The organism is Erwinia sp. 9145, assembly GCF_000745075.1.
GTDB lineage: Bacteria > Pseudomonadota > Gammaproteobacteria > Enterobacterales > Enterobacteriaceae > Erwinia > Erwinia oleae.
The window spans coordinates 2305391-2328878 of the sequence record NZ_JQNE01000001.1; the positions used below are offsets into that span (position 1 = coordinate 2305391).

General features: G+C 53.5%; 20 protein-coding genes, 1 tRNA gene and 1 pseudogene. 13 read left to right on the forward strand and 9 right to left on the reverse strand.

Annotated elements, in window-relative coordinates; all coding sequences use genetic code 11:
* The first annotated feature begins 4 nt into the window (after positions 1–4).
* From FA91_RS11200 to FA91_RS11215, 4 genes are all read left to right on the forward strand, one after another.
* Positions 5–817 carry an amino acid ABC transporter ATP-binding protein gene (locus FA91_RS11200; RefSeq protein ID WP_034915762.1) on the forward strand — a complete coding sequence of 271 codons (813 nt, stop codon included), beginning with the start codon at positions 5–7 and terminating at the stop codon, positions 815–817.
* Positions 810–2093, forward strand: coding sequence for a M20 family metallo-hydrolase (locus FA91_RS11205; protein ID WP_034915764.1), 1284 nt, complete (start codon positions 810–812; stop codon positions 2091–2093). Before FA91_RS11200 ends, FA91_RS11205 begins: the two co-directional genes overlap by 8 nt.
* A complete protein-coding gene (locus tag FA91_RS11210; protein WP_034915767.1) occupies positions 2062–2760 on the forward strand; it encodes an urea carboxylase-associated family protein in 699 nt (232 codons plus the stop codon). The genes FA91_RS11205 and FA91_RS11210 overlap by 32 nt, the downstream gene beginning before the upstream one ends.
* An 84-nt stretch (positions 2761–2844) precedes the next feature.
* Positions 2845–3435, forward strand: a complete 591-nt coding sequence (locus FA91_RS11215) for a cupin domain-containing protein (protein WP_034915769.1) — start codon at positions 2845–2847, stop codon at positions 3433–3435.
* Positions 3436–3538: 103 nt separating this feature from the next.
* Here FA91_RS11215 and fsa read toward each other — a convergent pair whose 3' ends face one another.
* The 4 genes from fsa to FA91_RS11235 all read right to left on the reverse strand — a co-directional run bounded on the left by fsa (position 3539) and on the right by FA91_RS11235 (position 6317).
* Positions 3539–4201, reverse strand: coding sequence for a fructose-6-phosphate aldolase (fsa, locus tag FA91_RS11220; RefSeq protein ID WP_034915771.1), 663 nt, complete (start codon positions 4199–4201; stop codon positions 3539–3541).
* Between the two features lie 88 nt (positions 4202–4289).
* The gene (locus tag FA91_RS11225; RefSeq protein ID WP_034915773.1) at positions 4290–5549 is read right to left on the reverse strand and encodes a PTS ascorbate transporter subunit IIC; all 1260 of its coding nucleotides are present in this window, start codon (positions 5547–5549) and stop codon (positions 4290–4292) included.
* A 13-nt stretch (positions 5550–5562) separates the two neighbouring features.
* The gene (locus FA91_RS11230) at positions 5563–5850 is read right to left on the reverse strand and encodes a PTS sugar transporter subunit IIB (RefSeq protein ID WP_034915774.1); all 288 of its coding nucleotides are present in this window, start codon (positions 5848–5850) and stop codon (positions 5563–5565) included.
* 23 nt (positions 5851–5873) lie between these two features.
* Positions 5874–6317: a PTS sugar transporter subunit IIA gene (locus tag FA91_RS11235; protein WP_034915775.1), complete on the reverse strand. Its 444-nt coding sequence runs from the start codon at positions 6315–6317 to the stop codon at positions 5874–5876.
* Between the two features lie 196 nt (positions 6318–6513).
* Between FA91_RS11235 and FA91_RS11240 the strand changes: the two genes are divergently transcribed.
* A complete protein-coding gene (locus tag FA91_RS11240; protein ID WP_034915776.1) occupies positions 6514–7704 on the forward strand; it encodes a LacI family DNA-binding transcriptional regulator in 1191 nt (396 codons plus the stop codon).
* 87 nt (positions 7705–7791) lie between these two features.
* Here FA91_RS11240 and FA91_RS11245 read toward each other — a convergent pair whose 3' ends face one another.
* Positions 7792–8064 (reverse strand): helix-turn-helix domain-containing protein, encoded by a 273-nt coding sequence (locus FA91_RS11245; RefSeq protein ID WP_231566765.1) that lies wholly within the window; start codon positions 8062–8064, stop codon positions 7792–7794.
* Between the two features lie 157 nt (positions 8065–8221).
* Between FA91_RS11245 and FA91_RS11250 the strand changes: the two genes are divergently transcribed.
* From FA91_RS11250 to yjiA, 4 genes are all read left to right on the forward strand, one after another.
* The gene (locus tag FA91_RS11250) at positions 8222–9037 is read left to right on the forward strand and encodes an SDR family NAD(P)-dependent oxidoreductase (RefSeq protein WP_034915778.1); all 816 of its coding nucleotides are present in this window, start codon (positions 8222–8224) and stop codon (positions 9035–9037) included.
* A 219-nt stretch (positions 9038–9256) separates the two neighbouring features.
* On the forward strand, positions 9257–11410 hold the full coding sequence (locus tag FA91_RS11255; RefSeq protein ID WP_034919229.1) for a carbon starvation CstA family protein: 2154 nt from the start codon (positions 9257–9259) through the stop codon (positions 11408–11410).
* A gap of 54 nt (positions 11411–11464) precedes the next feature.
* Positions 11465–11668, forward strand: a complete 204-nt coding sequence (locus tag FA91_RS11260) for a YbdD/YjiX family protein (RefSeq protein WP_034915779.1) — start codon at positions 11465–11467, stop codon at positions 11666–11668.
* A 22-nt stretch (positions 11669–11690) separates the two neighbouring features.
* A complete protein-coding gene (yjiA, locus tag FA91_RS11265; protein ID WP_034915780.1) occupies positions 11691–12653 on the forward strand; it encodes a GTPase in 963 nt (320 codons plus the stop codon).
* A 5-nt stretch (positions 12654–12658) separates the two neighbouring features.
* Here yjiA and btsR read toward each other — a convergent pair whose 3' ends face one another.
* Positions 12659–13378: a two-component system response regulator BtsR gene (btsR, locus tag FA91_RS11270; protein ID WP_034915781.1), complete on the reverse strand. Its 720-nt coding sequence runs from the start codon at positions 13376–13378 to the stop codon at positions 12659–12661.
* Positions 13372–15059: pseudogene (locus FA91_RS11275) on the reverse strand (sensor histidine kinase). The gene btsR and the pseudogene FA91_RS11275 overlap by 7 nt, the downstream one beginning before the upstream one ends.
* Positions 15060–15304: 245 nt before the next feature.
* Here FA91_RS11275 and FA91_RS11280 point away from each other — a divergent pair.
* Positions 15305–16765, forward strand: coding sequence for an AMP nucleosidase (locus FA91_RS11280; protein WP_034915782.1), 1461 nt, complete (start codon positions 15305–15307; stop codon positions 16763–16765).
* 145 nt (positions 16766–16910) lie between these two features.
* Positions 16911–16986: transfer RNA gene (locus FA91_RS11285), tRNA-Asn, on the forward strand.
* Positions 16987–17143: 157 nt separating this feature from the next.
* Here FA91_RS11285 and katG read toward each other — a convergent pair.
* Entirely contained in the window at positions 17144–19312 is a 2169-nt protein-coding gene (katG, locus tag FA91_RS11290) for a catalase/peroxidase HPI (protein ID WP_051937430.1), read from the reverse strand.
* Between the two features lie 1140 nt (positions 19313–20452).
* Between katG and FA91_RS21030 the strand changes: the two genes are divergently transcribed.
* Positions 20453–20809 (forward strand): hypothetical protein, encoded by a 357-nt coding sequence (locus FA91_RS21030; protein ID WP_156103075.1) that lies wholly within the window; start codon positions 20453–20455, stop codon positions 20807–20809.
* 1000 nt (positions 20810–21809) lie between these two features.
* Here FA91_RS21030 and FA91_RS21035 read toward each other — a convergent pair.
* A complete protein-coding gene (locus tag FA91_RS21035) occupies positions 21810–21962 on the reverse strand; it encodes a hypothetical protein (protein ID WP_156103076.1) in 153 nt (50 codons plus the stop codon).
* 534 nt (positions 21963–22496) lie between these two features.
* Here FA91_RS21035 and FA91_RS11300 point away from each other — a divergent pair.
* Entirely contained in the window at positions 22497–23480 is a 984-nt protein-coding gene (locus tag FA91_RS11300) for a DUF1852 domain-containing protein (RefSeq protein ID WP_034915786.1), read from the forward strand.
* Positions 23481–23488: the final 8 nt, after the last annotated feature.

A 23488-nucleotide genomic window follows, 5' to 3' on the forward strand; every position in this document is an offset into this window, starting at 1 on the left:
CTTAATGCATCACGAACCCATTATTCAGTTACGCAACGTCGGCAAGTCGTTCGCGGCACATCGCGTACTTAAGGGTATCAGCCTGACAGTCAGCGCTGGTGAAATCGTCACGCTTATCGGGCCGTCCGGGTCAGGAAAAACCACAGCGCTGCGCTGCATGAACTTTCTTGAAGCCTATGATGAAGGCGAGGTGCTGATCAAAGGGCAACTTCTTGGCTACAGCGGCCTTGGCCGCGAGGCGAAACATCGCGACAGCGCCGCGCTGATCGCCGAAGTACGTCGCCCGCTGGCGATGGTCTTTCAGCAGTTTAATTTGTGGCCGCACATGACGGTGCTGGAAAACGTCTGCGCCCCGCTGCTGCTTGGCAAAAAATTACCGCGCGACGAGGCGCGTAAAAAAGCGGCAGCGGCGTTGGCGCAGGTCGGGATGTCGGACAAAGCAGAGTCACGCCCGGCACGCCTCTCCGGCGGACAGCAGCAACGCGTGGGCATCGCTCGCGCCCTGGCGCTCGGGCCGGAACTGATGCTGCTGGACGAGCCTACGTCCGCGCTCGATCCGGAACGTGTGGAAGAGGTGCAGGATGTCATTAAAACGCTGGCCAATGGCGGTATGACGATGGTGATGGTCACGCATGAGATGTCTTTCGCGGCCAGTATCTCCTCACGGGTGGTCTTTATGGCCGATGGCATGCTGGTCGAAAGCGGCGCACCAGCTTCTCTTTTCCGCCAGCCGCAAACGGAGCGACTGAAAACGTTTCTGGCACCGTGGTTCAGGCGCCCCCTGCAACCGGACGATGCGGAGCGCTTACATGGCTGAGAAAACGGCTCTGAAGGTCGCGGGTTTTGTCAGCCAGCAACGCCTGTTGGACAGGCTGGCAGAACTGGCCTGCTTTGGCGCGCTGGATAACGGCGGCGTTGATCGCCAGGCGCTTTCTGACGTTGAGTTAACCGCCAGAGCGTGGCTGATTGAGTGGGCGCGCGCGCTGGGCTGCACGGTAATGACCGATGACTGCGCCAATCTTTTTATCCGTCGTGCCGGGCGTGAAGATTTGCCGCCGATCGTGACCGGCAGCCACATTGATACGCAGCCCGGCGGCGGTAACCTCGACGGCTGCTATGGCGTTATGGCCGGTATGGAGTGCCTGAGCGCGCTGAATGACGCAGCCGTTATTACGCGGCGACCGATTGAAGTCGTCGTGTGGACAAACGAAGAAGGCAGCCGTTTTTCTCCCGGCGCGATGGGATCAAGCGCGTTTGTCCATCCGTCAAGGCTGGCAGACTACCTGCCGCATCAGGATGCGCAGGGTATCACGCTTGCGCAAGCGCTCAGCCGCTGTCATCAACGTTTTTCAGGGCTGCCGCGCCGCGCCGCTGTACCGATGGCAGCCTTTATTGAGTTACATATCGAACAGGGCCCGGTGCTGCAACAGGCCGGACTGCCGCTGGCGCTGGTGGGCGGGATTCAGGGCGTGCGCTGGTATCAGGTCTGCTGCCACGGAACTCCCGCACACGCAGGTACCACGCCGATGGCCGACCGCCAGGATGCCATGACTCTGGCGCGCCGCATAATGCAGCAGCTGGAGCAGCGTGCTGCAACGCTCCCGGCAGACGAACTTCGCCTGACTTTTGGCCGCTGGCACGTCGAGCCTAATGCAATCAACACCATCGCCGGTCGGGTGACGTTCACGCTTGATTTTCGTCATCCCGATGCGGCGGTTCTGGCCCGTTTTGACGCCTGGATGCAGCAGCTTGCCGCAGAGAATGTTGCGGTTGCGTGCGTGTTCAGTCAGGCGCCGGTCGCTTTCGATCCGACGCTGCTTGACGCGCAGTTTGCCTGTACACAAGCCTTACAGATTGAGACTACCACGCTCATTTCGGGTGCCTTTCACGACGCCATGCACCTGGCCAGCCACTGCCCGACCAGTATGTTTTTTGTTCCCAGTCATAACGGCATCAGCCATAACCCGGCTGAGTATACCGATCCTCAGTATCTGTATCTCGGCGCAAAGGCACTGGCCTGTTGCCTGACAGAGCTGGCAAATCAACCGACAGGAGTTAACCATGAGCACTCTCACCTATCCTCACTGCTGTGACCACGACAATGGCGACGCACTGGGCACGAATGCAACTCTTTCCGAGCCCATCTCTGTTGACGGCACCCCGATCCCCGGAGAGCGGTATACCATCCCGGCACGTTGCGGCCGCGCCGTGCGTTTACGTCAGGGCCAGGTGATCCGTATCATTAACACGCCCGGCAGCCAGGTATGTGATACCTGGCTGTTCAACAGCGCCGACTTAAGTGAGTTCTCTTCAATGGAGCATACCCGCGCCTATATCGATAAAATCATTCCGCAGGAAGGCGATGCGCTGGTGACCAACCAGCGCCGTCCGATCGGCACGCTGCTGAAGGACACGTCGCCGGGCGTGCACGACACGCTGATTGCCGCCTGCGATCTGTTTCGTTATACCAATCTGGGCGTGGAGGGTTACCATGACAGCTGTGCTGATAATATGCGTCTGGCGCTTAACGCCATCGGTTTGCGCGCGCGTGAGGTTCCCCAGCCTTTAAACCTGTGGATGAACATTCCGGTCAGGGCTGATAACAGCATTGCCTGGTTACCCACGGTGAGCAAAGCCGGGGACTACGTTGAGATCCGCGCCGAGCTTGACTGCATTGTGGTGATGTCGGCCTGCCCGCAGGATATTGTGCCGATCAACGGCTGCGATCCGCAGGCCGTCCATTTCAGCGTCATCGGCTAAGCGGTTTTAACGCTTATCCCGTCGCGCCCGTGCCCGGCAATGTTCTGCCGGGTTTTTCGTCTCTTTCACACCCGAAGTTAATTTATGAAAAAAAACGATGTGACTGACAGTCAGGCCATACCGGCACTGGGAATGCGCCTGCGACATGCTCGACTGGCTCAGGAGATAACGCTCAAACAGCTGGCGCTGAAAGTGGGCTGTTCAGAGAGTCTGCTCTCTAAACTGGAAAACGACGTTGCCTCTCCCTCGCTGGCAATGCTGCACCGCCTTGCCAACGCGCTGGAAACCAACATCTCCGATCTGATGGCAAAAACCTGGGCGGCGGACGCGCCGGTACTGAAGTCCGGCCAGCGCCCCCGCAAACGCTTTGTGCATCGGAATAAAAAAGGCGGTATTGAACTGGAGAATCTGACCAGCCCTCACAAGGGAAATTTGCTTCAGGGCAACATTCATATTATTGAGCCAGGCATTGCCAGCGACGGGCAGATAGAGCATCACGGTGAAGAGATGGGTTACGTGCTGGAAGGGGAAATCGCGCTTTACCTTGGGGAGGAGACGTGGAGCCTCAGCGCGGGTGATTCTTTCTATTTCCCGAGCAACGTGCCGCATGGCTATCGCAATACGGGCGACTGCGTGGCGAAGGTGCTGTGGGTGAATACGCCGGTGACGTTCTGATGGCGCCCACGGTGACGCTGAAGAGGCGTTTATGCTTCCAGCCTGTCGGTGACGACAAGAAGACACTCTTTCAGGTGGCGGCGGTTTAACGAAAACCGGCTCCCTACAACTGGAGCCTGCCAAATGCCGCCGTCCAGTCCTGATCAAAACGCTGAAGCGCGCTGTCGACGGCGGGGTCCAGAAGAAAAAGCTCCGCCACGCCGGGCTCGACCGTGATCGCCTGACAGCCTGCTAACATGCAATCCAGTACCTGCCGCGGCGTGCGAAAACTGGCAGCCAGTACTTTGCTTTCGGGAAGGTGGAGATCGAGCAGCGTCTGTAACTCTTTCACCAGCGCAACGCCATCGCCGCCCTGAGCATCAATCCGATTGACATAGGGTGCAATGTAACGCGCGCCCGCCATTGCCGCATAAAGCCCCTGCCCGGCGCCGTAAACCGCCGTTCCCAGCGTCGGAATTTTTTGTTGCGTCAGCGCCTTAATAGCAACCAAACCGTTATGCGTGACGGGGATCTTCACCACCAGATTGGGGACACTCTCACGAAGCTGATGTGCCTCCTCAATCATGGCTTCCGGGTCGCGGGAGAGCACCTGAGCAAAGAGCGTATTATCCGCAGGCAGAAGTGATGCTAACTCCTGCAAAACGTCGGCGATCCGCCGCTTTCCGCGCGAAACAATGCTCGGGTTGGTGGTCACGCCCTTGATGGGCAGTACAGGCGCGAGACGCCTTACACTCTCCACATCGGCCGTATCAAGATAAAACTCCATTCATTCCTCCTGCGTGTCAAAACAGATAACCGGAAGCGTCGTCATAAAACATAAACGGCGACTCATACTTGCAGAGCCGCCGGTTGGCTTAACGGACGCCCAGTCCCAAAAGAATACCCACTGCGCCAAGGTCGGAATCACTGAAAGTAGTATTTGCCAGTCCAATGCTTCCCAGCACCGGTAGCAGAAAAACAGGAATGAAGGTGATGAGCAATCCATTGGCGAACGCGCCAAGCACGGCTCCCCGCCGTCCGCCGGTGGCATTTCCAAATACTCCGGCCGCTGCGCCCACGAAGAAGTGCGGAACCACCCCCGGAATAATCACCGTCATGTTCAGTGCGTACAGAAGAACCATGCCTGATACACCGGCGGCAAAACTGCTCAGAAAACCAACCAGTACCGCGTTGGGCGCATAAGGGAACACTACCGGGCAATCCAGTGCAGGCCTGGCATCAGGAACCAGTTTGTCCGAGATCCCTTTAAATGCAGGGACAATCTCGGCAATGACCATGCGGATGCCCTGGAGGACGATGAAAACCCCGGCGGCAAAGGTAATCGACTGCATCAATGAGAACATAAACCAGTTTTTACCGCCTGCATTCATGCTTTTGACTGATTCCGGGCCGGCGACAAGGCAGGTAAAAATGAAGATAAAAAACATCGTAAAGGCTATCGCTACCGGCGTATCGCGCAGAAACAGCAGGCTTCTCGGCACTTCCATGTCCTCTGTGGACTTTTCCTTGTTGCCAAACCGGCTGCCAATAAAGGCGGCTAGCAGTTGAGAGAGCGCGGAAAAGTGTCCATAGGCCACCTCATCGGAACCGGTAACTTTTTTCATATAGGGATGCACGATAGCCGGGAAAAACACCATCGATACCCCCACCACCAGCGCCCCTACTGCGATCAACACTGTGCCCTGAAGACCGGCGGTTGCGAGGATCACCGCCACCATCATTGACATAAACAGCGTGTGATGGCCGGTAAGAAAAATGTATTTCCACGGCGTAAAACGCGCAATGGCAATGTTAATGACCATGGCGAAAAACATGATCATCGCCATCTCGGTGCCAAAACTTTTCTGTGCCACGGCAACAATGGCTTCATTGTTTGGTACAACGCCGGCAATGCCAAACGCATGGTGAAATATGGCTGAGAAATCGCTCAACGATGAAACGATAAGACCGGCGCCCGCCCCTAATATCAGGAAACCCATGACGGTTTTTACCGTGCCTTTGATCACTTCCGTGGCAGGTTTTTTTTGCGCAATCAAACCAATTAAGGCGATCAATCCCACCAGTATCGACGGTTCAGACAGTACATCACTCATTAAAAAACGGAAGAAATCCATTTTGAGCTCCTGATTACAATGCGCCGAGTTCTGTCAGCGCAGCAGAGATGCGCTCTTTCATGGCGGCTTTATCCACCATGTTTTTTAACGACACGATTTTCCCCTCCACTTTTTGCGCATGGAGCTGCTCGGCAATATCGGACGTTCCCACAAAAATATCGCTGGCAGTGCTTTTTGCTGAACCTAAATCGACATGGTCGACGTCAGCCGCAACGCCTAACTCTTTAATAATGTTCTTAATACTCATTTCCATCATTAAGCTTGTGCCCAGGCCATTGCCACATACGACGGTAATTTTCATCTGTTTTTTTCTCTTAAGGTTGCTTAGTAACGTGAAAGGATGGCGTGAATGTCCGCAACGTTTTTTGCTGCAATCAACGACGCGGTATCGTCCGGGTTATCGAACAGCGCTGCCAGCGATGAGATGATGCCGATATGGCTGTTACTGTCAGAAGCCGCCAGCACGATCACCAGGTGAACGGGGTCATTCCCTGCCGAACCGAAGTTAACGCCCTGCTGAATAATAGTCAGGCTGATGCCCGTTTTATTCGCACCCTCTTCGGGGCGGGCATGAGGCATAGCGATCCCCGGCCCGACAACATAATAAGGGCCGATTTCCTCATGAGAGCGAAATATGGCTTCTACATATCTGCCTTCAATGGTGCGATTGTCCTGAAGCGGTTGGCACGCCAACGAAATCGCCTGCCGCCAGTCTTCGCAAGCGGGAATAATTTGAATAACATCGGGTGTTAATAATTCATTAATCATTTAGGATCACCTTGGCATTTCGTTCCGGCAGAGTAGTGTGCCGGACGTCACAAAGATGTGATGCATATCTCATAAGTTAGCGCTAACTGTTAAAGTTATCATTTAATGTGATCGGCTTATCATTAAACGGTTAACATCTGGTGGGTCTTTACCGGATTAGCGTCCCTTTTTAATCGATAGTGGAAGGAGAGCCCGCGTGGGAAAACGGCGGAGCAGTGGTCGGGTTACGCTCCAGGATGTAGCCAACTATGTCGGTGTCGGGATCATGACGGTTTCGCGGGTGATGCGAACGCCCGAATTAGTGTCGGATAAGGTTCGCCAGCAGGTACAGCAGGCGGTTGACACGCTGGGTTACGAGGCCAATGTCCAGGCCAGCCATCTCGCCGGGCATCCTTCAACACGTACGACGTTGCAGGATGTCGCCCGTCATGCGGGCGTGGGGCCGATGACCGTCTCCCGCGCGTTACGAGAACCAGAACTGGTATCAGAGGCGTCGCTAAAAAAGATCCATCAGGCCGTGGCCGAACTGGGATATGTTCCTCATCAGGCGGCGGCAACGCTGGCATCGACTCAACTGCACACCGTGGCGGTGCTGTACCCTTTCCAGCACGACCGCGCCAGCAACCGTTTTATCCAGTCATTGCAGCAGTCTCTGAATAATCAGCCGTTCCGGCTTATTATGGCCTGCCATGAATACCATCAGTATGGTGAGACACCGCTGGTAGAAAAGCTTTTACAAATGCGGCCGGCGGCGTTGGTGCTTTTCAGTGCGCAACTGTCGCAGAAAACCTGCAAACTGATTGAGTCCGCTGACATCGTCACCGCGAACATCGGCGGTGCCGGGCACCTCCCTGCCGACATCACGTTTAATATCGCGATCGGCGAAGCGGCTGAAACATTGACGCACGCCTTGCTGGAAAAAGGTTACCAGCGCATTGCCTTTCTGGGCGCGCATACCGATAACCGCCTTCACAAACAACAGCTAAACGGCTGGCATAAAGCCATGATGTCCCACTATCAAAATGCTGATTTGATGATCACGGTACCCGATGCCCCTTCGCTGGAATTTGGTCGCTATGCGCTTTGCCAGCTGTTACAAAATCAGCCAGATTTGGATGCTGTGATCTGTAGCCATGAAGAAATTGCCCTGGGCGTTATGTATGAATGCCAGCGCAGACTACTCAAGATCCCCTATAACCTCGCCGTGGCCTGTCTTAATGGTTCCAACAACTGTGACCACACCTTTCCGGTGCTGACCTCAATGAGGCTGGATTATGAAAAACTGGGTCAAACGGTCGGGGAGAAATTGCTGATGATGCTTGATGATTCACCGCATGCTGTGGAAGAGGATCTCAAGTTTGTCCTTCATATCGGTGACAGCAGTTAATCCCTCTGCCGGGCCTGAAACCGTGGCGTTATTCTGTGAACGGGTGGGTTGTCCGGCGGATTTATCCCCTTTCCCACCTCACGGCGGTTACACAGCCGGATGCGCCACAGAAAAACCTCGCATAGCGACCAAAACAGGCAAAAGTTGCCTGCCCATTTCTGAGAGCTGATATTCCACCCGCAAAGGCTTTTCCATGAAATCAATGCGATCGACAAGACCATCTTCTGCCAGTTCGCGCAGGTGTTGCGTCAGCATTTTTTGTGAAATACCTGCAATCTCCCGCTTCAGTTGAGAGGTTCGCAGAGCAGGATCGGCATAAAGCCTGAAAAGTATTGGCAGTTTCCAGCGCCCCTGTAACATGCGCATGACTCTGGTTACGTGCGCAACCGAGCCGTCAGGGCCCAGGCAGAGGGCTTTCTCTTCCGGGTCGATGGGCACAAAAAAGTGCCTGATTGTGTCGTTTTGCATCCGCCTTTACCTTGTTAAAACATACTCATTCCACGATAGGTTTCCAGAGATGAATTTGCAATTAGAGGGTAAAAAAGCGCTGATCACCGGCAGCAGTAAGGGTATTGGCGAAGCCATCGCCAGACGGCTCGCAATTGAAAAAGCCGTTGTTATCGTTCATGGACGGGATCGTGCGCAGACAGAGAAAGTAGCCAGTGCGATCGTCGCTGAAGGCGGAAAAGCTTTCTTTGTAACGGGCGATCTGACCAGTAATGATGACGTGCAGCAGCTGGTTGATGAGGCAGAAAAACTCGCTGGCGGTATTGATATCCTTGTCAATAATGCCGGTGGCTCGGGTGGCATTAAGGAAAGCTGGTCTGAAACGCAAATCGCCTCCTGGACGTCCACTTACGATCGTAACGTGCTGGCGGCACTTCGCGTCACCACCCGTCTTTTGTCTGCCATGAGGCAAAACCAGTGGGGCCGCATCATCAATATATCCAGCATTGCGGCCATTATGCCTCCGCCCTCTGCGCCCGATTATTCAGCGTCTAAAGCGGCGATGAACGCGATGACCGTCTCGCTGGCAAAGGCGGTGGCCGCAGAGGGCGTTACGGTCAATAGCGTTTCTCCCGGCACCGTTCACAGCACAACGCTTGAGGCGCGTTTTCGCGAGGTGGCGCAGCAGCAAAAACTGCTGGATAAAGAGGCTCCCTGGAACGATATTGAGCGGGTTGTATTACCGTTATTTGCTCAGGTACCCGCAGGGCGCGTTGGGAAACCGGATGATATTGCGCAGGCCGTCGCCTTTCTCGCCAGTCCGCTCGCCGGTTACATTACAGGCATAAACTTGCGGATTGACGGTGCAATGTCGGCCGGTCTATAACTGTTGTCCGCGTTGTCTTTTACAGTGAGATCTTAGTCACAATTTTCAGGCGGTTAGCCTCCGTCTGAAACCGCTTATGCCTGCCACCTGACCGCTTATGCGCGCATACAACCGCTCAATGAATTATCCCCCTTCTCCCGCCGGAAATTCGTCAACATATCCTGTGTAAAAAAACTTGCCTCTTATTACCTTACCCACGTTGTAATAATCGGACTCATGATGAATAAACATAAAATTTTTAAGCACATACCATGGATACTTCTGGGGTTCATCGGTGCCTGCTGTCTGGCGGTGGTGGCACTGCGGCGCGGAGAACATATCAGCGCACTGTGGATCGTGGTTGCTTCAGTATCGGTCTATTTAGTGGCCTATCGTTATTACAGCCTCTATATCGCGCAAAAAGTGATGAGGCTTGATCCCACCCGCGCAACCCCTGCGGTGGTTAATAACGATGGCCTGAACTACGTGCCCACCAACCGCAACGTGCTGTTTGGTCATCATTTTGCGGCTATCGCCGGTGCCGGGCCGCTGGTCGGGCCGGTATTGGCGGCGCAAATGGGTTACCTGCCCGGCGTGTTGTGGCTGCTGGCGGGCGTGGTGCTGGCTGGCGCGGTGCAAGACTTTATGGTGCTGTTCATCTCATCGCGCCGCAACGGCGAGTCGCTCGGCGAGATGATCAAGAAAGAGATGGGATTTGTTCCCGGCACCATCGCGCTTTTTGGCTGCTTCCTGATCATGATCATCATCCTCGCGGTGCTGGCGCTGATTGTGGTGAAGGCACTGGCGGAGAGCCCGTGGGGCGTATTTACCGTCTGTTCGACGGTGCCGATTGCGCTGTTTATGGGTATCTACATGCGCTTTATTCGTCCGGGCCGCGTGGGTGAAATTTCCGTGATTGGCGTGGTGCTGCTGGTTGCTTCTATCTGGTTCGGCGGCGTCATCGCTCACGATCCTTACTGGGGCCCGGCGCTGACGTTCAAAGACACCACCATCACCTTCACCCTGATTGGCTACGCATTTGTCTCTGCGCTGCTGCCGGTGTGGCTGATTCTGGCGCCGCGTGATTACCTGGCTACCTTCCTGAAGATTGGGGTAATTGTTGGTCTGGCAATAGGCATTGTGATCCTGAATCCTGAACTCAAAATGCCTGCGCTGACGCAGTATATTGATGGCACGGGCCCGCTGTGGAAAGGCGCGCTCTTCCCGTTCCTGTTTATCACTATCGCCTGCGGTGCCGTCTCTGGCTTCCATGCGCTGATTGCCTCCGGTACCACGCCTAAACTGCTGGCCTGCGAAACCGACGCGCGTTTTATCGGCTATGGCGCAATGCTGATGGAGTCGTTTGTGGCGGTGATGGCGCTGGTGGCTGCATCTATTATCGAACCCGGTCTTTATTTCGCGATGAACACGCCACCGGCTGGCCTGGGCATTACCATGCCTAACCTCCACGAACTGGGCGGCGCGAACGCGCCAATGATCATGGCGCAGTTACAGGATGTCACTGCCCATGCGGCGGCAACCGTCAGCTCGTGGGGTTTTGTTATCTCTCCTGAGCAGATCCTGCAAACCGCGAAAGATATTGGTGAACCCTCGGTGCTGAACCGTGCCGGCGGCGCGCCTACCCTTGCCGTCGGGATCGCGCACGTGTTCGACAAAATTATGCCGATCGCCGATATGGGCTTCTGGTATCACTTTGGCATTCTGTTCGAAGCGCTGTTTATTCTCACCGCGCTGGATGCCGGGACGCGCTCCGGGCGCTTTATGCTCCAGGATCTGCTGGGCAACTTCGTGCCATTCCTGAAAAAAACCGACTCGCTGCTGGCGGGTGTTATCGGCACCGCAGGCTGCGTCGGATTGTGGGGCTATCTGCTTTACCAGGGCGTGGTTGATCCGCTGGGCGGCGTGAAAAGCTTGTGGCCGCTGTTTGGCATCTCAAACCAGATGCTGGCTGCCGTCGCGCTGGTGCTGGCAACCGTGGTGCTGGTTAAGATGAAGCGCACGCAGTACGTTTGGGTAACCTTGCTCCCTGCCGTCTGGCTGCTGATCTGCACCACGTGGGCGCTGAGCCTGAAACTGTTCAGCGATAACCCACAAATGGAAGGTTTCTTCTATATGGCGCGCCAATACAAAGCGAAAGTGGCGACGGGAGGGGCCGATCTTACCGCTCAGCAGGTTGCCAATATGAATCATATTGTGATCAACAACTACACTAACGCAGGTTTGAGTATTCTGTTTCTGCTGGTGGTGTACAGTATTATTTTCTACGGCATCAAAGCCTGGCTGAAGGCACGTCAGTCAGACACCCCAACGGACACCGAAACGCCTTATGTGGCAGTGCCGAAGGAAGGAATAAAAATTTCTTCGGGTCATTGATAACGTTACATCCTGGCCCTGCTTCTGCGGGGCCAGCTCAGTCGGGAGCAAGTTATGTTTGATAATCTGGGCGCGGCAAAAAAGTATCTCGGCCAGGCCGCCCGCATGCTGGTCGGCATTCCCGATTACGATACCTATGTTCTGCACATGCAGACTAATCATCCCGATACGCCGATGATGACCTATAAAGAATTTTTCCGCGAGCGACAGCAGGCGCGCTACGGCGGAGACGGCAAAGGCGGTATGCGCTGCTGCTGACAGTAATAAAGGAATACACTCTATGACACCGATTGCTGTTACGGTACTGACCGGTTTTCTCGGCGCAGGAAAAACCACCCTGCTGCGCCATATTCTGCATGAACAGCACGATTACAAAATCGCCGTTATCGAGAACGAATTTGGCGCCGTTGCCGTCGATGACCAGCTGCTCGGCGACCACGCGACGCAAATTAAAACGCTGACTAACGGCTGTATCTGCTGCACTCGTTCAGGCGAACTGGAAGTCGCCCTGCTGGATCTGCTGGAGAGTCTTGATAACGGCGACATCACCTTCGATCGCTTAATCATTGAATGTACCGGCATGGCCGATCCCGGCCCGATTATTCAGACTTTTTTTTCTCATGAGATCCTCTGCCAGCGCTATCTGCTGGATGGCGTCATAGCATTAGTCGATGCGGTTCACGCCGGGCAGCAGATGGATCAGTTTACCCTTGCGCAATCGCAGGTTGGCTATGCCGATCGCATTCTGTTGACCAAAACAGATATCGCCGGGGAGCCACCCGAACTGCTGGCGCGGCTTCAGCGCATCAACGCGCGCGCGCCCCTTTACCCGGTGATTAACGGTAATATTGACCTGGCGCTGCTGTTTGATACCCGCGGTTTTATGCTGGAAGAGTCGATTATTTCAGTCAGCCCCCTTTTCCGCTTTATGCCTGATAAACAAAATGAGATCTCATCGGTTGTTGTGGATCTGGATTACCCGGTGGCGCTGGACGCAGTTTCTGGCGTTATGGAAAATCTGCTGGCAGGCTTTGCGGATAAGCTGCTGCGTTACAAAGGAATGTTGTGGATTGAAAATCAGCCTTGTCGCCTGCTGTTTCAGGGCGTGCAGCGCCTTTACAGTGCGGACTGGGATCGGGAATGGCAGCCCGATGAACAACCCGCCAGCACGCTGGTTTTTATCGGTATCCGGCTCCCGGAAACTGAAATTCGCGACGCCTTTGCCTCGCTGAAAAGAGCCTGACGCACCTACAATCCCACGACTTCTTTCAGGCTTTTCAGATAGCGGCGGCTCACCGGTACGGTGTGCCCGTCGCGCAGCAGCAGCTCGGCCTGGCCGTTATCTTCCAGACGTATCTCTTTCAGGTGCGCCATATTCACCAGAAACTGGCGATGGCATCGCAGGAGCGGCGTGCGGTTTTCCAGGGTGCGTAACGTCAGTTCAGTAAAACCCTCTTTGCCATCCTGACTGGTGACGTACACGCCGCTCAGGCGGCTGCTGACAAACATCACCTCATCCATCTGCAACAGATAAATACGGCTCAGACCGCTACAGGGAATAAACTTCAAATGCTGCTGACTCTCCGGTAACACCGAGATATCCTGCTCCTGGCGGTTCAGGCGCAAACGCGCCAGCGTTTTGCCGAGCCGGGGCGCCTCCACCGGTTTCAGCAGATAGTCAAAGGCGTGCTCCTCAAATGCCTGTAAAGCAAACTCATCGAAGGCGGTAAGAAACACAACCCACGGACGATCCTGCGGGTCGAGCATGCTGACCATCTCAAGACCGCTGATGCGCGGCATCTGGATGTCCAGAAACAGCACGTCAGGACGCAATTTATGCACCATGCCAATGGCTTCGATGGCGTTGCTGCACTCGCCAACGATATCGATATCCGTCTCTTTTTGCAGCATGATGCGCAGGTTCTCGCGCGCCATGGGTTCATCATCCACGATCAGTACGCTTAACATACACGTTCCTCCAGCGGTAGCCGCAGGGTAATACGGGTAAGGCAGTCAGGCTCGCAGGCAACGGTGATGCCGTAGGTATCGCCATAACGCACGCGCAGACGCTTATCCACCAGGCTCATTCCCAACCCGCCGCCGCTGTTTTTGGGTTGATACAGTCCGGCATTGTCTTCGATATCCAGAATAAGATGCTGCCCGTCGCGGCTGGCCTGAATAGTAATTTCACCTGTTCCTAATAGCTGCGACGTGCCGTGCTTAATGGCATTTTCCACGATAGGTTGCAGCGTAAAAGCCGGGAGCTGATGATGGGCCAGCTCTTCCGGTATGCGTAAATGTATATTCAGCCGGGACTGAAAACGCGCCTGCTCTATTTGCAAATAGGCATTCACATGCTCTATCTCATTCGCCAGCGTGACAATTTCTGAAGGTCGCTTCAAATTTTTACGGAAAAAGGTAGAGAGATAGTGCACCAGCTGCCCTGCTTTTTCACTGTCGTGGCGGATCACCGCCATCAATGTATTCAATGCGTTGAACAGAAAATGCGGGTTTACCTGCGCATGCAGCAGTTTGATTTCCGACTGCGCCAACAGCGCAGTCTGACGCTCATACTGCCCGGCGAGGATCTGCGTTGACAGCAGTTGCGCAATGCCTTCGCCCAGCGTGCGGTTAATAGAGCTGAACAGGCGATTACGCGGCTCATACAGTTTGATTGTGCCGATCACGCGCTGATTCTCACCACGCAGCGGAATAACCAGCGTGGAACCGAGCTTGCAGTCAGGATGCAGCGAACAGCGATAAGGGATTTCGTTGCCGTCAGCGTAGACGACTTCCCCACTCTCGATGGCCCGCCAGGTATAGCTGGATGAGACAGGTTTTCCCGGCAGATGGTGGTCATCGCCGGTACCGGTAAACGCCAGCAGTTTTTCACGATCGGTAATGGCCACCGCCCCGATATCCAGCTCTTTATAGAGTACCAGCGCCACTTTCATGCTGTTTTCTTCGTTAAAGCCCTGGCGAAGAATGCCTTCGGTTGACGCTGCGACCTTCAGTGCTTTCGCCGAGAACGCAGTGGTGTATTTTTCAAACATTGCTCGCTTATCAAGCAGGATGCGCATAAACATCGCTGCGCCGACGGTGTTGGTGATCATCATCGGTGCCGCGATATTCTGCACCAGATGCAATGCATCCTGAAACGGACGCGCAATCAGCAGGATAATCGCCATCTGCACCAGTTCGGCAATAAAGGTGATCACGCCAGCCGTTAACGGGCTGAAGACTTTATCGCTGCGCCCGCGCGCAATCAGAATACTGTGCATCAGGCCGCCCAGCAGCCCTTCGGCAATGGTTGATATCATGCAGCTCAGTGCGGTCATGCCGCCCAGTGAGTAACGATGGAGCCCGCCGGTCAGGCCCACCAGGCCCCGACCACCGGCCCGCCGAGCAGGCCGCCCATTACCGCGCCAATGGCACGGGTGTTGGCGATGGAATCTTCAATATGCAGGCCGAAATAGGTGCCCATAATGCAGAAAATTGAGAAGGTGACATAGCACAGTAGCTTGTGCGGCAGGCGCACCGTGACCTGCATTAAGGGAATAAACAGGCGCGTTTTACTCATCAGCCAGGCGATGACCAGAAAGACACACATCTGCTGTAACAACAGTAAAATCAACGTAAATTCGTACATACCTTGTCGCCCCTGTTCTCCGCTGCGAGCAACATACACCGGACCGGGCGATCTTTCCCGGCATCAAACGCTAAAATGCGAAGTTGTTCTGAATAATTCATGATAACGACGCGTCGCCTGCGATGACGTCTTACCGCCAATCCTAAAAACTGTCATGTGAACATGTTAAACCTTTCTGCGCCAGGCGCTTATTGCTGACTTCGGCTACCATGCTGTTATGTAAACAATAATCACAGGAAGAAGAGATGACCCAACCTTTTGCTCCGCAGGGACTCACCGTTGAAGAGACGCTGAATAAACTGGATACCCTGTATGAGGATGCCGTAAACGCACTGCGCGGAGCCATCACCGACTATATTGATAATGGCACGCTGCCCGACCCGGTTCTGCGATCCAACGGACTTTTTGTCTATCCTGAGCTGCGCGTGAGCTGGCAGGGCGATGCGGCAAAGCATCATCTGTCACGCGCCTTTGGCCGTTTCACCCGCCCCGGCAGCTACGCAACCACCATCACGCGCCCGTCACTGTTCCGTCACTACCTTTCCGAACAGCTGGAGATGCTGGCGGGCGAATACCCGGTGACCTTCAGCGTCAGGCCCTCCAGCCAGGAAATCCCCTTCCCGTATGTGATTGACGGTTCCGACCTGGCGCTGGATCGCACCATGAGCGCCGGGCTGGCGTCCCATTTCCCCACCACCGAGCTGGCGCAAATTGGCGATGAGAACGCCGATGGTCTTTATCAGCCAGGGGAAGCGTTTCCGCTGTCGCACTTTGACGCGCTGCGCACTGACTTCTCGCTGGCCCGCCTTCGCCACTACACCGGCACGCCGGTGGAACATTTCCAGTCGTATGTGCTGTTCACCAACTATACGCGCTATGTTGATGAGTTCGTCCGCTGGAGCTGTGAGCAGATTGCCGACCCGAATTCGCCTTACGAGGCGCTCTCCTGCGCGGGCAGCATTTATCTGACCGCGGACACGCCAAACCCGCAGGAAACCCTCTCCGGTCTGGCGTGGAAAAACCATCAGATGCCTGCCTGGCATCTGATCGCCAAAGAGGGCCAGGGCATCACGTTGATTAACATCGGCGTGGGGCCGTCTAACGCCAAAACTATTTGCGATCATCTGGCAGTACTGCGTCCGCATACATGGCTGATGATTGGCCACTGCGGCGGCCTGCGCGAGAGTCAGTCGATTGGCGATTACGTGCTGGCGCACGCCTACCTGCGCGACGATCACGTCCTTGACGCCGTTCTGCCGCCGGATATCCCTGTGCCGAGCATTGCCGAAGTGCAGCGCGCGCTTTACGACGCCACACGTCAGGTGAGCGGCCGGCCGGGTGAAGAGATCAAACAGCGGCTGCGTACCGGCACCGTCGTCACCACCGACGATCGCAACTGGGAGCTGCGCTATGCCGCCTCGGCTCTGCGCTTCAACCTGAGCCGCGCAGTGGCGGTAGATATGGAAAGTGCCACCATCGCCGCGCAGGGTTACCGTTTTCGCGTCCCCTACGGAACGCTGCTGTGCGTTTCCGACAAGCCACTGCACGGCGAAATCAAGCTGCCGGGCCAGGCGAATCGCTTTTATGAAGGCGCCATCTCCGAGCATCTGCAAATTGGCATCTGCGCCATCGACCTGCTGCGCGCCGAAGGCGACCGTCTGCATTCGCGCAAGCTGCGCACCTTCAACGAGCCGCCATTCCGGTAATGCGCGCCATTGGCGGCGGCGTAAATGCCGCTGCCAGAGCCGCCGGTCGCCGTTTTGCTGTTTTATGCAGCAGTCGACAAAAAAGGTGAAAACAGCCTTTGACATCCGAAAGCGTGCTGGATATGATGCGCCCCGTTCCAACAATTCCTCTGTAGTTCAGTCGGTAGAACGGCGGACTGTTAATCCGTATGTCACTGGTTCGAGTCCAGTCAGAGGAGCCAAATTTGAGAAGCCTGCTCACCCGAGCGGGCTTTTTGTTTTTTCGATTCCTGAAACGTTTATCTTTTCGGCCAGCCGTGAACGCCGCGCCGTCTCTGCCCGTTAAAAAAACCCGCCTCGGTTGCCCGGGCGGGTTTATTGCTGACTCAGAGACTATTTTCAGAGATCGAATCGGTCAAGATCCATCACTTTACTCCATGCGGCGACGAAGTCTTTGACAAACTTCTGCTGCGCATCGCTGCTGGCATAAACTTCGGCTGAAGCGCGTAAAACGGCGTTCGAACCAAATACCAGGTCAGCGCGAGTGGCGCTGAAGCGCGGCTGCCCGTTCAGGCGGTCACGGCCTTCAAAGCGTTCCCCGCTCTCGTCAGTGGCTTTCCATTCGGTGCGCATGTCCAGCAGGTTGACGAAAAAGTCGGTGTTGAGTTCACCCACTTTATCGGTAAAAACGCCGTGCTGGCTGCCGTCAAAGTTGATCCCTAATACGCGCAGCCCACCAATAAGCACCGTTAATTCAGGTACGGTCAGCGTCAGCTGCTGCGCTTTGTCGATCAACAAGTTCTCGGTCGACGTGCGGCCCGCCGCTGCGCGATAGTTACGAAAACCATCCGCTTTCGGCTTCAGCAGTTCAAACGACTCGATATCCGTCTGATCCTGACGCGCATCCACACGGCCAGCCGTGAACGGCACTTTAATATCAACATTAACCGCTTTCGCCGCCTGTTCGACACCGACCACCCCGGCCAGCACGATGATATCCGCCAGCGACGCTTTCTGCTCGGTCTTCTGGATCGCTTCCAGCACTGGCAGCACGCGTGCAGCCACGGCGTTCACTTCCCACTCACGCTGCGGCCGCAGCGCCAGACGAGCACCGTTTGCCCCGCCGCGTTTGTCACCGCCGCGGAAGGTCGACGCTGACGCCCATGCCACCGACGTCAGTTCAGTCACCGACAGGCCCGACGCGGCAATTTTTTCTTTCAGCAACGCGATGTCATAAGTGGTCGGGTGATAGATCGGCTGCGGCAGCGGATCCTGCCAGATGAGATCTTCCTTTGGCACTTCCGGGCCGATGTAGCGCGCTTTAGGCCCCATATCGCGGTGGGTCAGTTTGTACCAGGCGCGGGCAAAGGCTTCGTTAAACGCCTGAGGATCGTTGAGGAAACGGCGTGAGATCTTCTCAAACTCCGGGTCGAAACGCAGCGTCAGATCGGTCACCAGCATGGTTGGTTTATGCTTTTTCGCCGTGTCAAAGGCATCGGGAATAATCTCGGCTGCTTCGACCGCTTCAAACTGGATCGCACCCGCCGGGCTGCGCGTCTGCACCCACTCATACCTGAACAGGTTCTCGAAGAAGTAGTGGCTCCACTGCGTGGGCGTCTGTGACCAGATCACTTCCAGGCCGGAAGTGATGGCATCCGCGCCGACCCCCGTGCCGTGGCTGCTGGCCCAGCCCAGGCCCTGCGCTTCAATCGGCGCGGTTTCCGGGTCGACACCAACATGTTTGGCATCTGCCGCGCCGTGGGTTTTACCAAGCGTATGACCGCCGGCAATCAGGGCCACGATCTCTTCGTCGTTCATTCCCATATTGCCAAAAGTGGCGCGAATAGCCGGTGCGGCTGAAGCGGGATCGCCGCTGTGTTCCGGGCCTTCCGGGTTGACGTAAATCAGGCCCATTTCTGTGGCACCGAGCGGCGAGTTAGCCAGCGATTCAGGGTGGCGGTGTTCCAGCCAGGTGGTTTCATCGCCCCAGTTCACATCAAGATCCGGTTCCCACACGTCTTCACGCCCGGCACCAAAGCCAAAGGTGCGGAAGCCGGAATTTTCCAGCGCGACGTTGCCCGCCAGGATATAGAGGTCGGCCCAGGAAATTTTCTGACCATACTTTTGCTTTACCGGCCACAACAGACGACGTGCTTTGTCGAGGCTGACGTTATCCGGCCAGGAGTTGAGCGGTGCGAAACGCTGCTGACCACGACCCGAACCGCCGCGCCCGTCTGTGGAGCGATAGGTTCCGGCGCTGTGCCACGCCATGCGGATAAACAGACCAATATAGCTCCCCCAGTCGGCGGGCCACCACGGTTGTGATTCACTCAGCAACGCTCTGAGGTCGCCTTTCAGCGCAGAATAGTCAAGTTTGGCGAACTCCTGTCGGTAATCGAAGGTTTCATCCAGTGGGTTAGAACGGTTGGAATGTTGGTTAAGCAGGTCAACCCTGAGCTGCTGTGGCCACCAGTCGCGGTTAGTGGTACCGCCGCCGGAGGCTTTATTTGATGCGCCCGCATGGAAAGGACATTTACCGGCAGAGGCTTCCCTTTCTGCTTCAACAATGGGTTCGGCACTATTGGCTTCATTATCAACAGAATTGCTCACAATCTTTCTCCTTTAGCGGTTATCAACATCACTTTATACCCGGCATTCAATAGGTGAAACCTGCATCCCTCTATGTATTTGATAGACCTTTCCTTGTGTTTACGGCGCGACTTTGTCAGGTTCTCCCACCCGGATCATTAATTTTTATGCGCACCGCGCAACCCGCCTGTTTCTGAGGGGTTCTTCACCACGCAGAATACAAAAAGCCCGCTTACTTATCCTTAAGCGGGCTTTTTGTGTTCACTCATTCAGAGGGCTGATTTAAGCAAAGAGCGGCCTGAGCAGGCAGAAGCGGATTGATGCTTTCGCAACCATGTCCTGCCGTTTCTGACAAGGGATGCTTTAAGGTGATTCAGGTTAAAGGGTAATATCTACATTACGGCTCTATTTAAAGTAAGGAGGCAATATGAGCAATAACCGGATATATGTCGGCACTGATATTAACAACCGTCAATGGTTGATCCTGACCCAAAATCCCGCTCCTTTCAGAAACGGAATTTCGGCATGATAACATCATTCTGTTTCACTCAACGGGCGGCAGGTCAATGTCATTTTCAATGCCGAGTGTATGCAAATTCCCTTCGTAGAAAATATCACCTAAAGGTATTTGCTGCGCAGCCAGCTACTGCGGGTAACCGACTACGTGTCTTGCTTTATAAGGTCGGAAAATCCCCTTTTACTTCAGTATACTGTTCGTTTATTTTGGTTTTCCTGCCTCACTGGACTACAGCATGACGGCGCATCAACTCCTTTTGCCCTGAAGGGAATTTTCCGAATTGGCATTTATGGTGCGTAAAGAAGAGTAGACCCTACCGATAAAGTGTTATAAATTATTTCCTGGTGATGAAAAACAGGAATAATTGAGTAACCAATTGATATTAAAGGTATTAATTTTTCAGCTGCGTTGAGTAAGCACATTGCTGATATGCAAAACTTCTGACAATCTTGCTGCCTTGAAGCCGTGGAACCCGGCTTAACCCTGAAAGTCCGTTTTGTATCAGAATTTTCAATCAAAAAGTTATATGTGATCGCACTCATCCTCTGGGAGTGAAGCAGTAATAAAAGAGTTTAACTATTTTTCAGAAGGAGTCTCCTGCTATGAGAAGAAATCAATTATTATCAACGCTCGCGCTGCTATTTGTTATTACTCAATTATCCGGGTGCGCTCACATAGGTATGGAACTTTACGGCCGTTTAAAAGGTCCTCCCTCCACAGAAGAAGTCCGGAAAAGCTTCGCTCAGTCGATGAACGTGGCCCCAGAAAAGGTAACTATAAGCAATATTAAAGAACGCGAAGGTAACGGAAACGTTCTCGCCGGTTCTGGCTCAAAAGACTATACGTTTGATGCAGCTATAGGCGGAAAAACCAAAAATTGCTCGTTAAAAAAATTAAGCACCGATGAAATTTATTTTACCGGCTGCACAGTTAAGGACGCAGCATTGACTAACTGGTGATCAGAATAAGCCTTAGTCATTTCATACAGTACGAATATCAGAGGATGTTCATAACGCAGAAGCAACTTTATACAAAAGTTGTTTCTGCGAAGTCTGCCTGCAGTTGCGTGTTAGCCAGCCCCTGTCCGGTATAAAAGCGCACTTCCTTCTGTTTTGCTGGTCATTTCTAATCTTACCGGTCTGTCATCGCTCAGCGCAGGCCGTTCATTATCTGCTGGAGGCTGACCTGACGGAGCCTCCTGTCGGCCGACTCGGCGACAATTAACCTGGGAGGTACGGTTTTTATGTTTCATCATCATATTAAGTCAGTGCGCTTTTTTTCTGCATAACTTTAGCCATGTAATTTATACTACTGAATCTTCCCCTCCAGCCTTTTTTCGAATGCTCAACTGTGATTAGCGCCTCTTTTATTTGTCAAATCCGGCAGATCCGGAAAAGTACAGAAACAGGCGTGCGTATTTTACTGGTGCTAATGAATAACATACCGATACCTTGCTAACTGTGTTGTAACAAAAAATGCCGGAGTTCAGCTGTGACTTCTTCTGGGGCTTCTTCAGCCATATGGTGACCGCTGGCTATTGCTTTACCCTGAAGATGCTGCGCCCAGGTTTTCCAGATACCCACTACATCGCCATATATATCTTCCAGATCATCATATTTTGACCATAAGCAGAGCGTCGGGCATTTAATCAGCCTTCCGTTCTGACGATCCTGGAGCTCGTGATTTTTATCTATGCCAAGACCGGCACGATAGAGTGGAACAAAAATTGACGCCAGGCAGTATCCTCCTCCTCAGCAGACTTTTTAATGACCACAGGCGCTCCGGACAGAAATGCAGTGAGGTCACTTCACAGAAAAGGGAGCGGAGCAACCGGGACAGCCCGGCATTGCCCGCTCCGCGATGTATAAAATTCCGGACAGCGAGAAGGGACTATGATGACAGAAAAGTATGAATATCATCTACGGCTCGGAAGTGTCTAAATTATCCGTGGCGATTCAGTCAGCTTCCCTGACAAATTGTCGTCGTCTGGCAAGGGTCTTGAGGGATACCGCTGCCCTGACAAACCGCAGATATCTGGCACGGGTCATCGGCAAAACTTGCACCTGTGACTGCCATCAGGCTGGCGAAAATCATTGCGTTAATTTTTTTCATGTTTTTACTCCTCTGAGAAAATCGATACGTGCAGGGATAACAAAGCTGCTACTAAAACTGAGTGGCGCAGGGGGTAATTCAGTTCCATGAACAGAATCGGTTGTTATTGTTCAGAAACCGGGAAGGCTGCCGGGCAATGCGCAGCCGGCCCTGTGATACCGCGCAGCGGCATGAAGGCCCCCACAGTTGCTACAGAGAACGCAGCAGCTCACCGGCACCAGTAACCCGGCGAAGCCGCCTCGATTTAACAGATTGCCTCACTCCCCACTCTTTGTATCTGACAGTATGCGGTAATTAGCTATCACCGCACGAAGCGGAGTGAGTCCGGCCCTTCCATCATGAATATCTTTCATGTTTGATGAAATTAAATCACTTTTACTCAATCAGTCATTCAGGCATAAAATATACCTTATTAATAACTTTAGATAATATAAAGGCTGCCAAATGAGAAAAACTGAAAAGAGAACCGGGAATCTCTGAAAAGCAACAAATAAGATCACATTTTCACATCAAAATTTAGGATGCCAGATCCCGATGAATACAGAGCTTACCTTCACCATTAAGAGCATTCGTTTCGACGAAAACTATAACCCCTCTGAAAATACGCGTATCACGACTAACTTTGCTAATCTGGCCAGAGGTGAGAAGCGCCAGGAGAACCTGCGTAACGCGCTGGTCATGATCGACAATCGTTTCAATTCCCTGGCGCACTGGGATAATGCCAGGGGAGACCGTTATTCAGTTGAGCTGGAAATTATTTCAGTTGCGTTAAATATCAATGCGGAAAGCAATGATATTACCTTTCCGGTCATTGAAATTTTAAAAACAAATATTATTGATAAGAAAAATAATGAACGTATTGAAGGCATTGTCGGCAATAATTTTTCTTCCTATGTTCGCGACTATGATTTTAGCGTAGTACTGCCAGAACATAATAAGAATAAATCAGACTTTACGATCCCTGATAATTTTGGCGATTTGCATGGCAGCATTTTTGAAAGCTTTGTTAACTCAACTGACTATAAAAACCACTTTGAAAAATCACCTGTAATATGCCTGAGCGTTTCAAGTAAAAATGTCTATCAGCGGACTGACAATCAACATCCAGTGCTCGGAATCGAGTATCAGCAAGATGAACTTTCTCTGACCGATCACTATTTCGCCAAAATGGGGCTGCATGCTCGCTATTTTATGCCGCCCAACAGCGTTGCGCCTTTAGCTTTTTATTTCCATGGCGATTTGCTTCGTGACTACACTAACCTTGAGCTTATTAGCACCATCAGTACGATGGAAGCTTTTCAAAAAATTTACCGGCCTGAAATTTACAATGCGAATTCCACAGCAGGAAAATACTATCAACCAAATCTGAACCATCAGGATTATTCTTTAACTCAGATTGTTTATGATCGGGAAGAACGCAGCCAGTTGGCTGTTGAGCAGGGGAAGTTTACTGAGAAGCACTTCATTAAGCCATACCAAACTATTCTTGAGCAATTGTTCACTACTTCTGCTCGCTGATTAAACGA

What these genes read in the sequence shown, in the direction of transcription:
- FA91_RS11200 (WP_034915762.1), top strand. Translation starts at nt 5, where the DNA reads ATGCATCACGAACCCATTATTCAGTTACGCAACGTCGGCAAGTCGTTC.
- FA91_RS11205 (WP_034915764.1), top strand. Translation starts at nt 810, where the DNA reads ATGGCTGAGAAAACGGCTCTGAAGGTCGCGGGTTTTGTCAGCCAGCAA.
- FA91_RS11210 (WP_034915767.1), top strand. Translation starts at nt 2,062, where the DNA reads ATGAGCACTCTCACCTATCCTCACTGCTGTGACCACGACAATGGCGAC.
- FA91_RS11215 (WP_034915769.1), top strand. Translation starts at nt 2,845, where the DNA reads ATGAAAAAAAACGATGTGACTGACAGTCAGGCCATACCGGCACTGGGA.
- fsa (WP_034915771.1), bottom strand. Translation starts at nt 4,201, where the DNA reads ATGGAGTTTTATCTTGATACGGCCGATGTGGAGAGTGTAAGGCGTCTC.
- FA91_RS11225 (WP_034915773.1), bottom strand. Translation starts at nt 5,549, where the DNA reads ATGGATTTCTTCCGTTTTTTAATGAGTGATGTACTGTCTGAACCGTCG.
- FA91_RS11230 (WP_034915774.1), bottom strand. Translation starts at nt 5,850, where the DNA reads ATGAAAATTACCGTCGTATGTGGCAATGGCCTGGGCACAAGCTTAATG.
- FA91_RS11235 (WP_034915775.1), bottom strand. Translation starts at nt 6,317, where the DNA reads ATGATTAATGAATTATTAACACCCGATGTTATTCAAATTATTCCCGCT.
- FA91_RS11245 (WP_231566765.1), bottom strand. Translation starts at nt 8,064, where the DNA reads ATGTTACAGGGGCGCTGGAAACTGCCAATACTTTTCAGGCTTTATGCC.
- FA91_RS11250 (WP_034915778.1), top strand. Translation starts at nt 8,222, where the DNA reads ATGAATTTGCAATTAGAGGGTAAAAAAGCGCTGATCACCGGCAGCAGT.
- FA91_RS11255 (WP_034919229.1), top strand. Translation starts at nt 9,257, where the DNA reads ATGAATAAACATAAAATTTTTAAGCACATACCATGGATACTTCTGGGG.
- FA91_RS11260 (WP_034915779.1), top strand. Translation starts at nt 11,465, where the DNA reads ATGTTTGATAATCTGGGCGCGGCAAAAAAGTATCTCGGCCAGGCCGCC.
- yjiA (WP_034915780.1), top strand. Translation starts at nt 11,691, where the DNA reads ATGACACCGATTGCTGTTACGGTACTGACCGGTTTTCTCGGCGCAGGA.
- btsR (WP_034915781.1), bottom strand. Translation starts at nt 13,378, where the DNA reads ATGTTAAGCGTACTGATCGTGGATGATGAACCCATGGCGCGCGAGAAC.
- FA91_RS11280 (WP_034915782.1), top strand. Translation starts at nt 15,305, where the DNA reads ATGACCCAACCTTTTGCTCCGCAGGGACTCACCGTTGAAGAGACGCTG.
- FA91_RS21030 (WP_156103075.1), top strand. Translation starts at nt 20,453, where the DNA reads ATGAGAAGAAATCAATTATTATCAACGCTCGCGCTGCTATTTGTTATT.
- FA91_RS21035 (WP_156103076.1), bottom strand. Translation starts at nt 21,962, where the DNA reads ATGAAAAAAATTAACGCAATGATTTTCGCCAGCCTGATGGCAGTCACA.
- FA91_RS11300 (WP_034915786.1), top strand. Translation starts at nt 22,497, where the DNA reads ATGAATACAGAGCTTACCTTCACCATTAAGAGCATTCGTTTCGACGAA.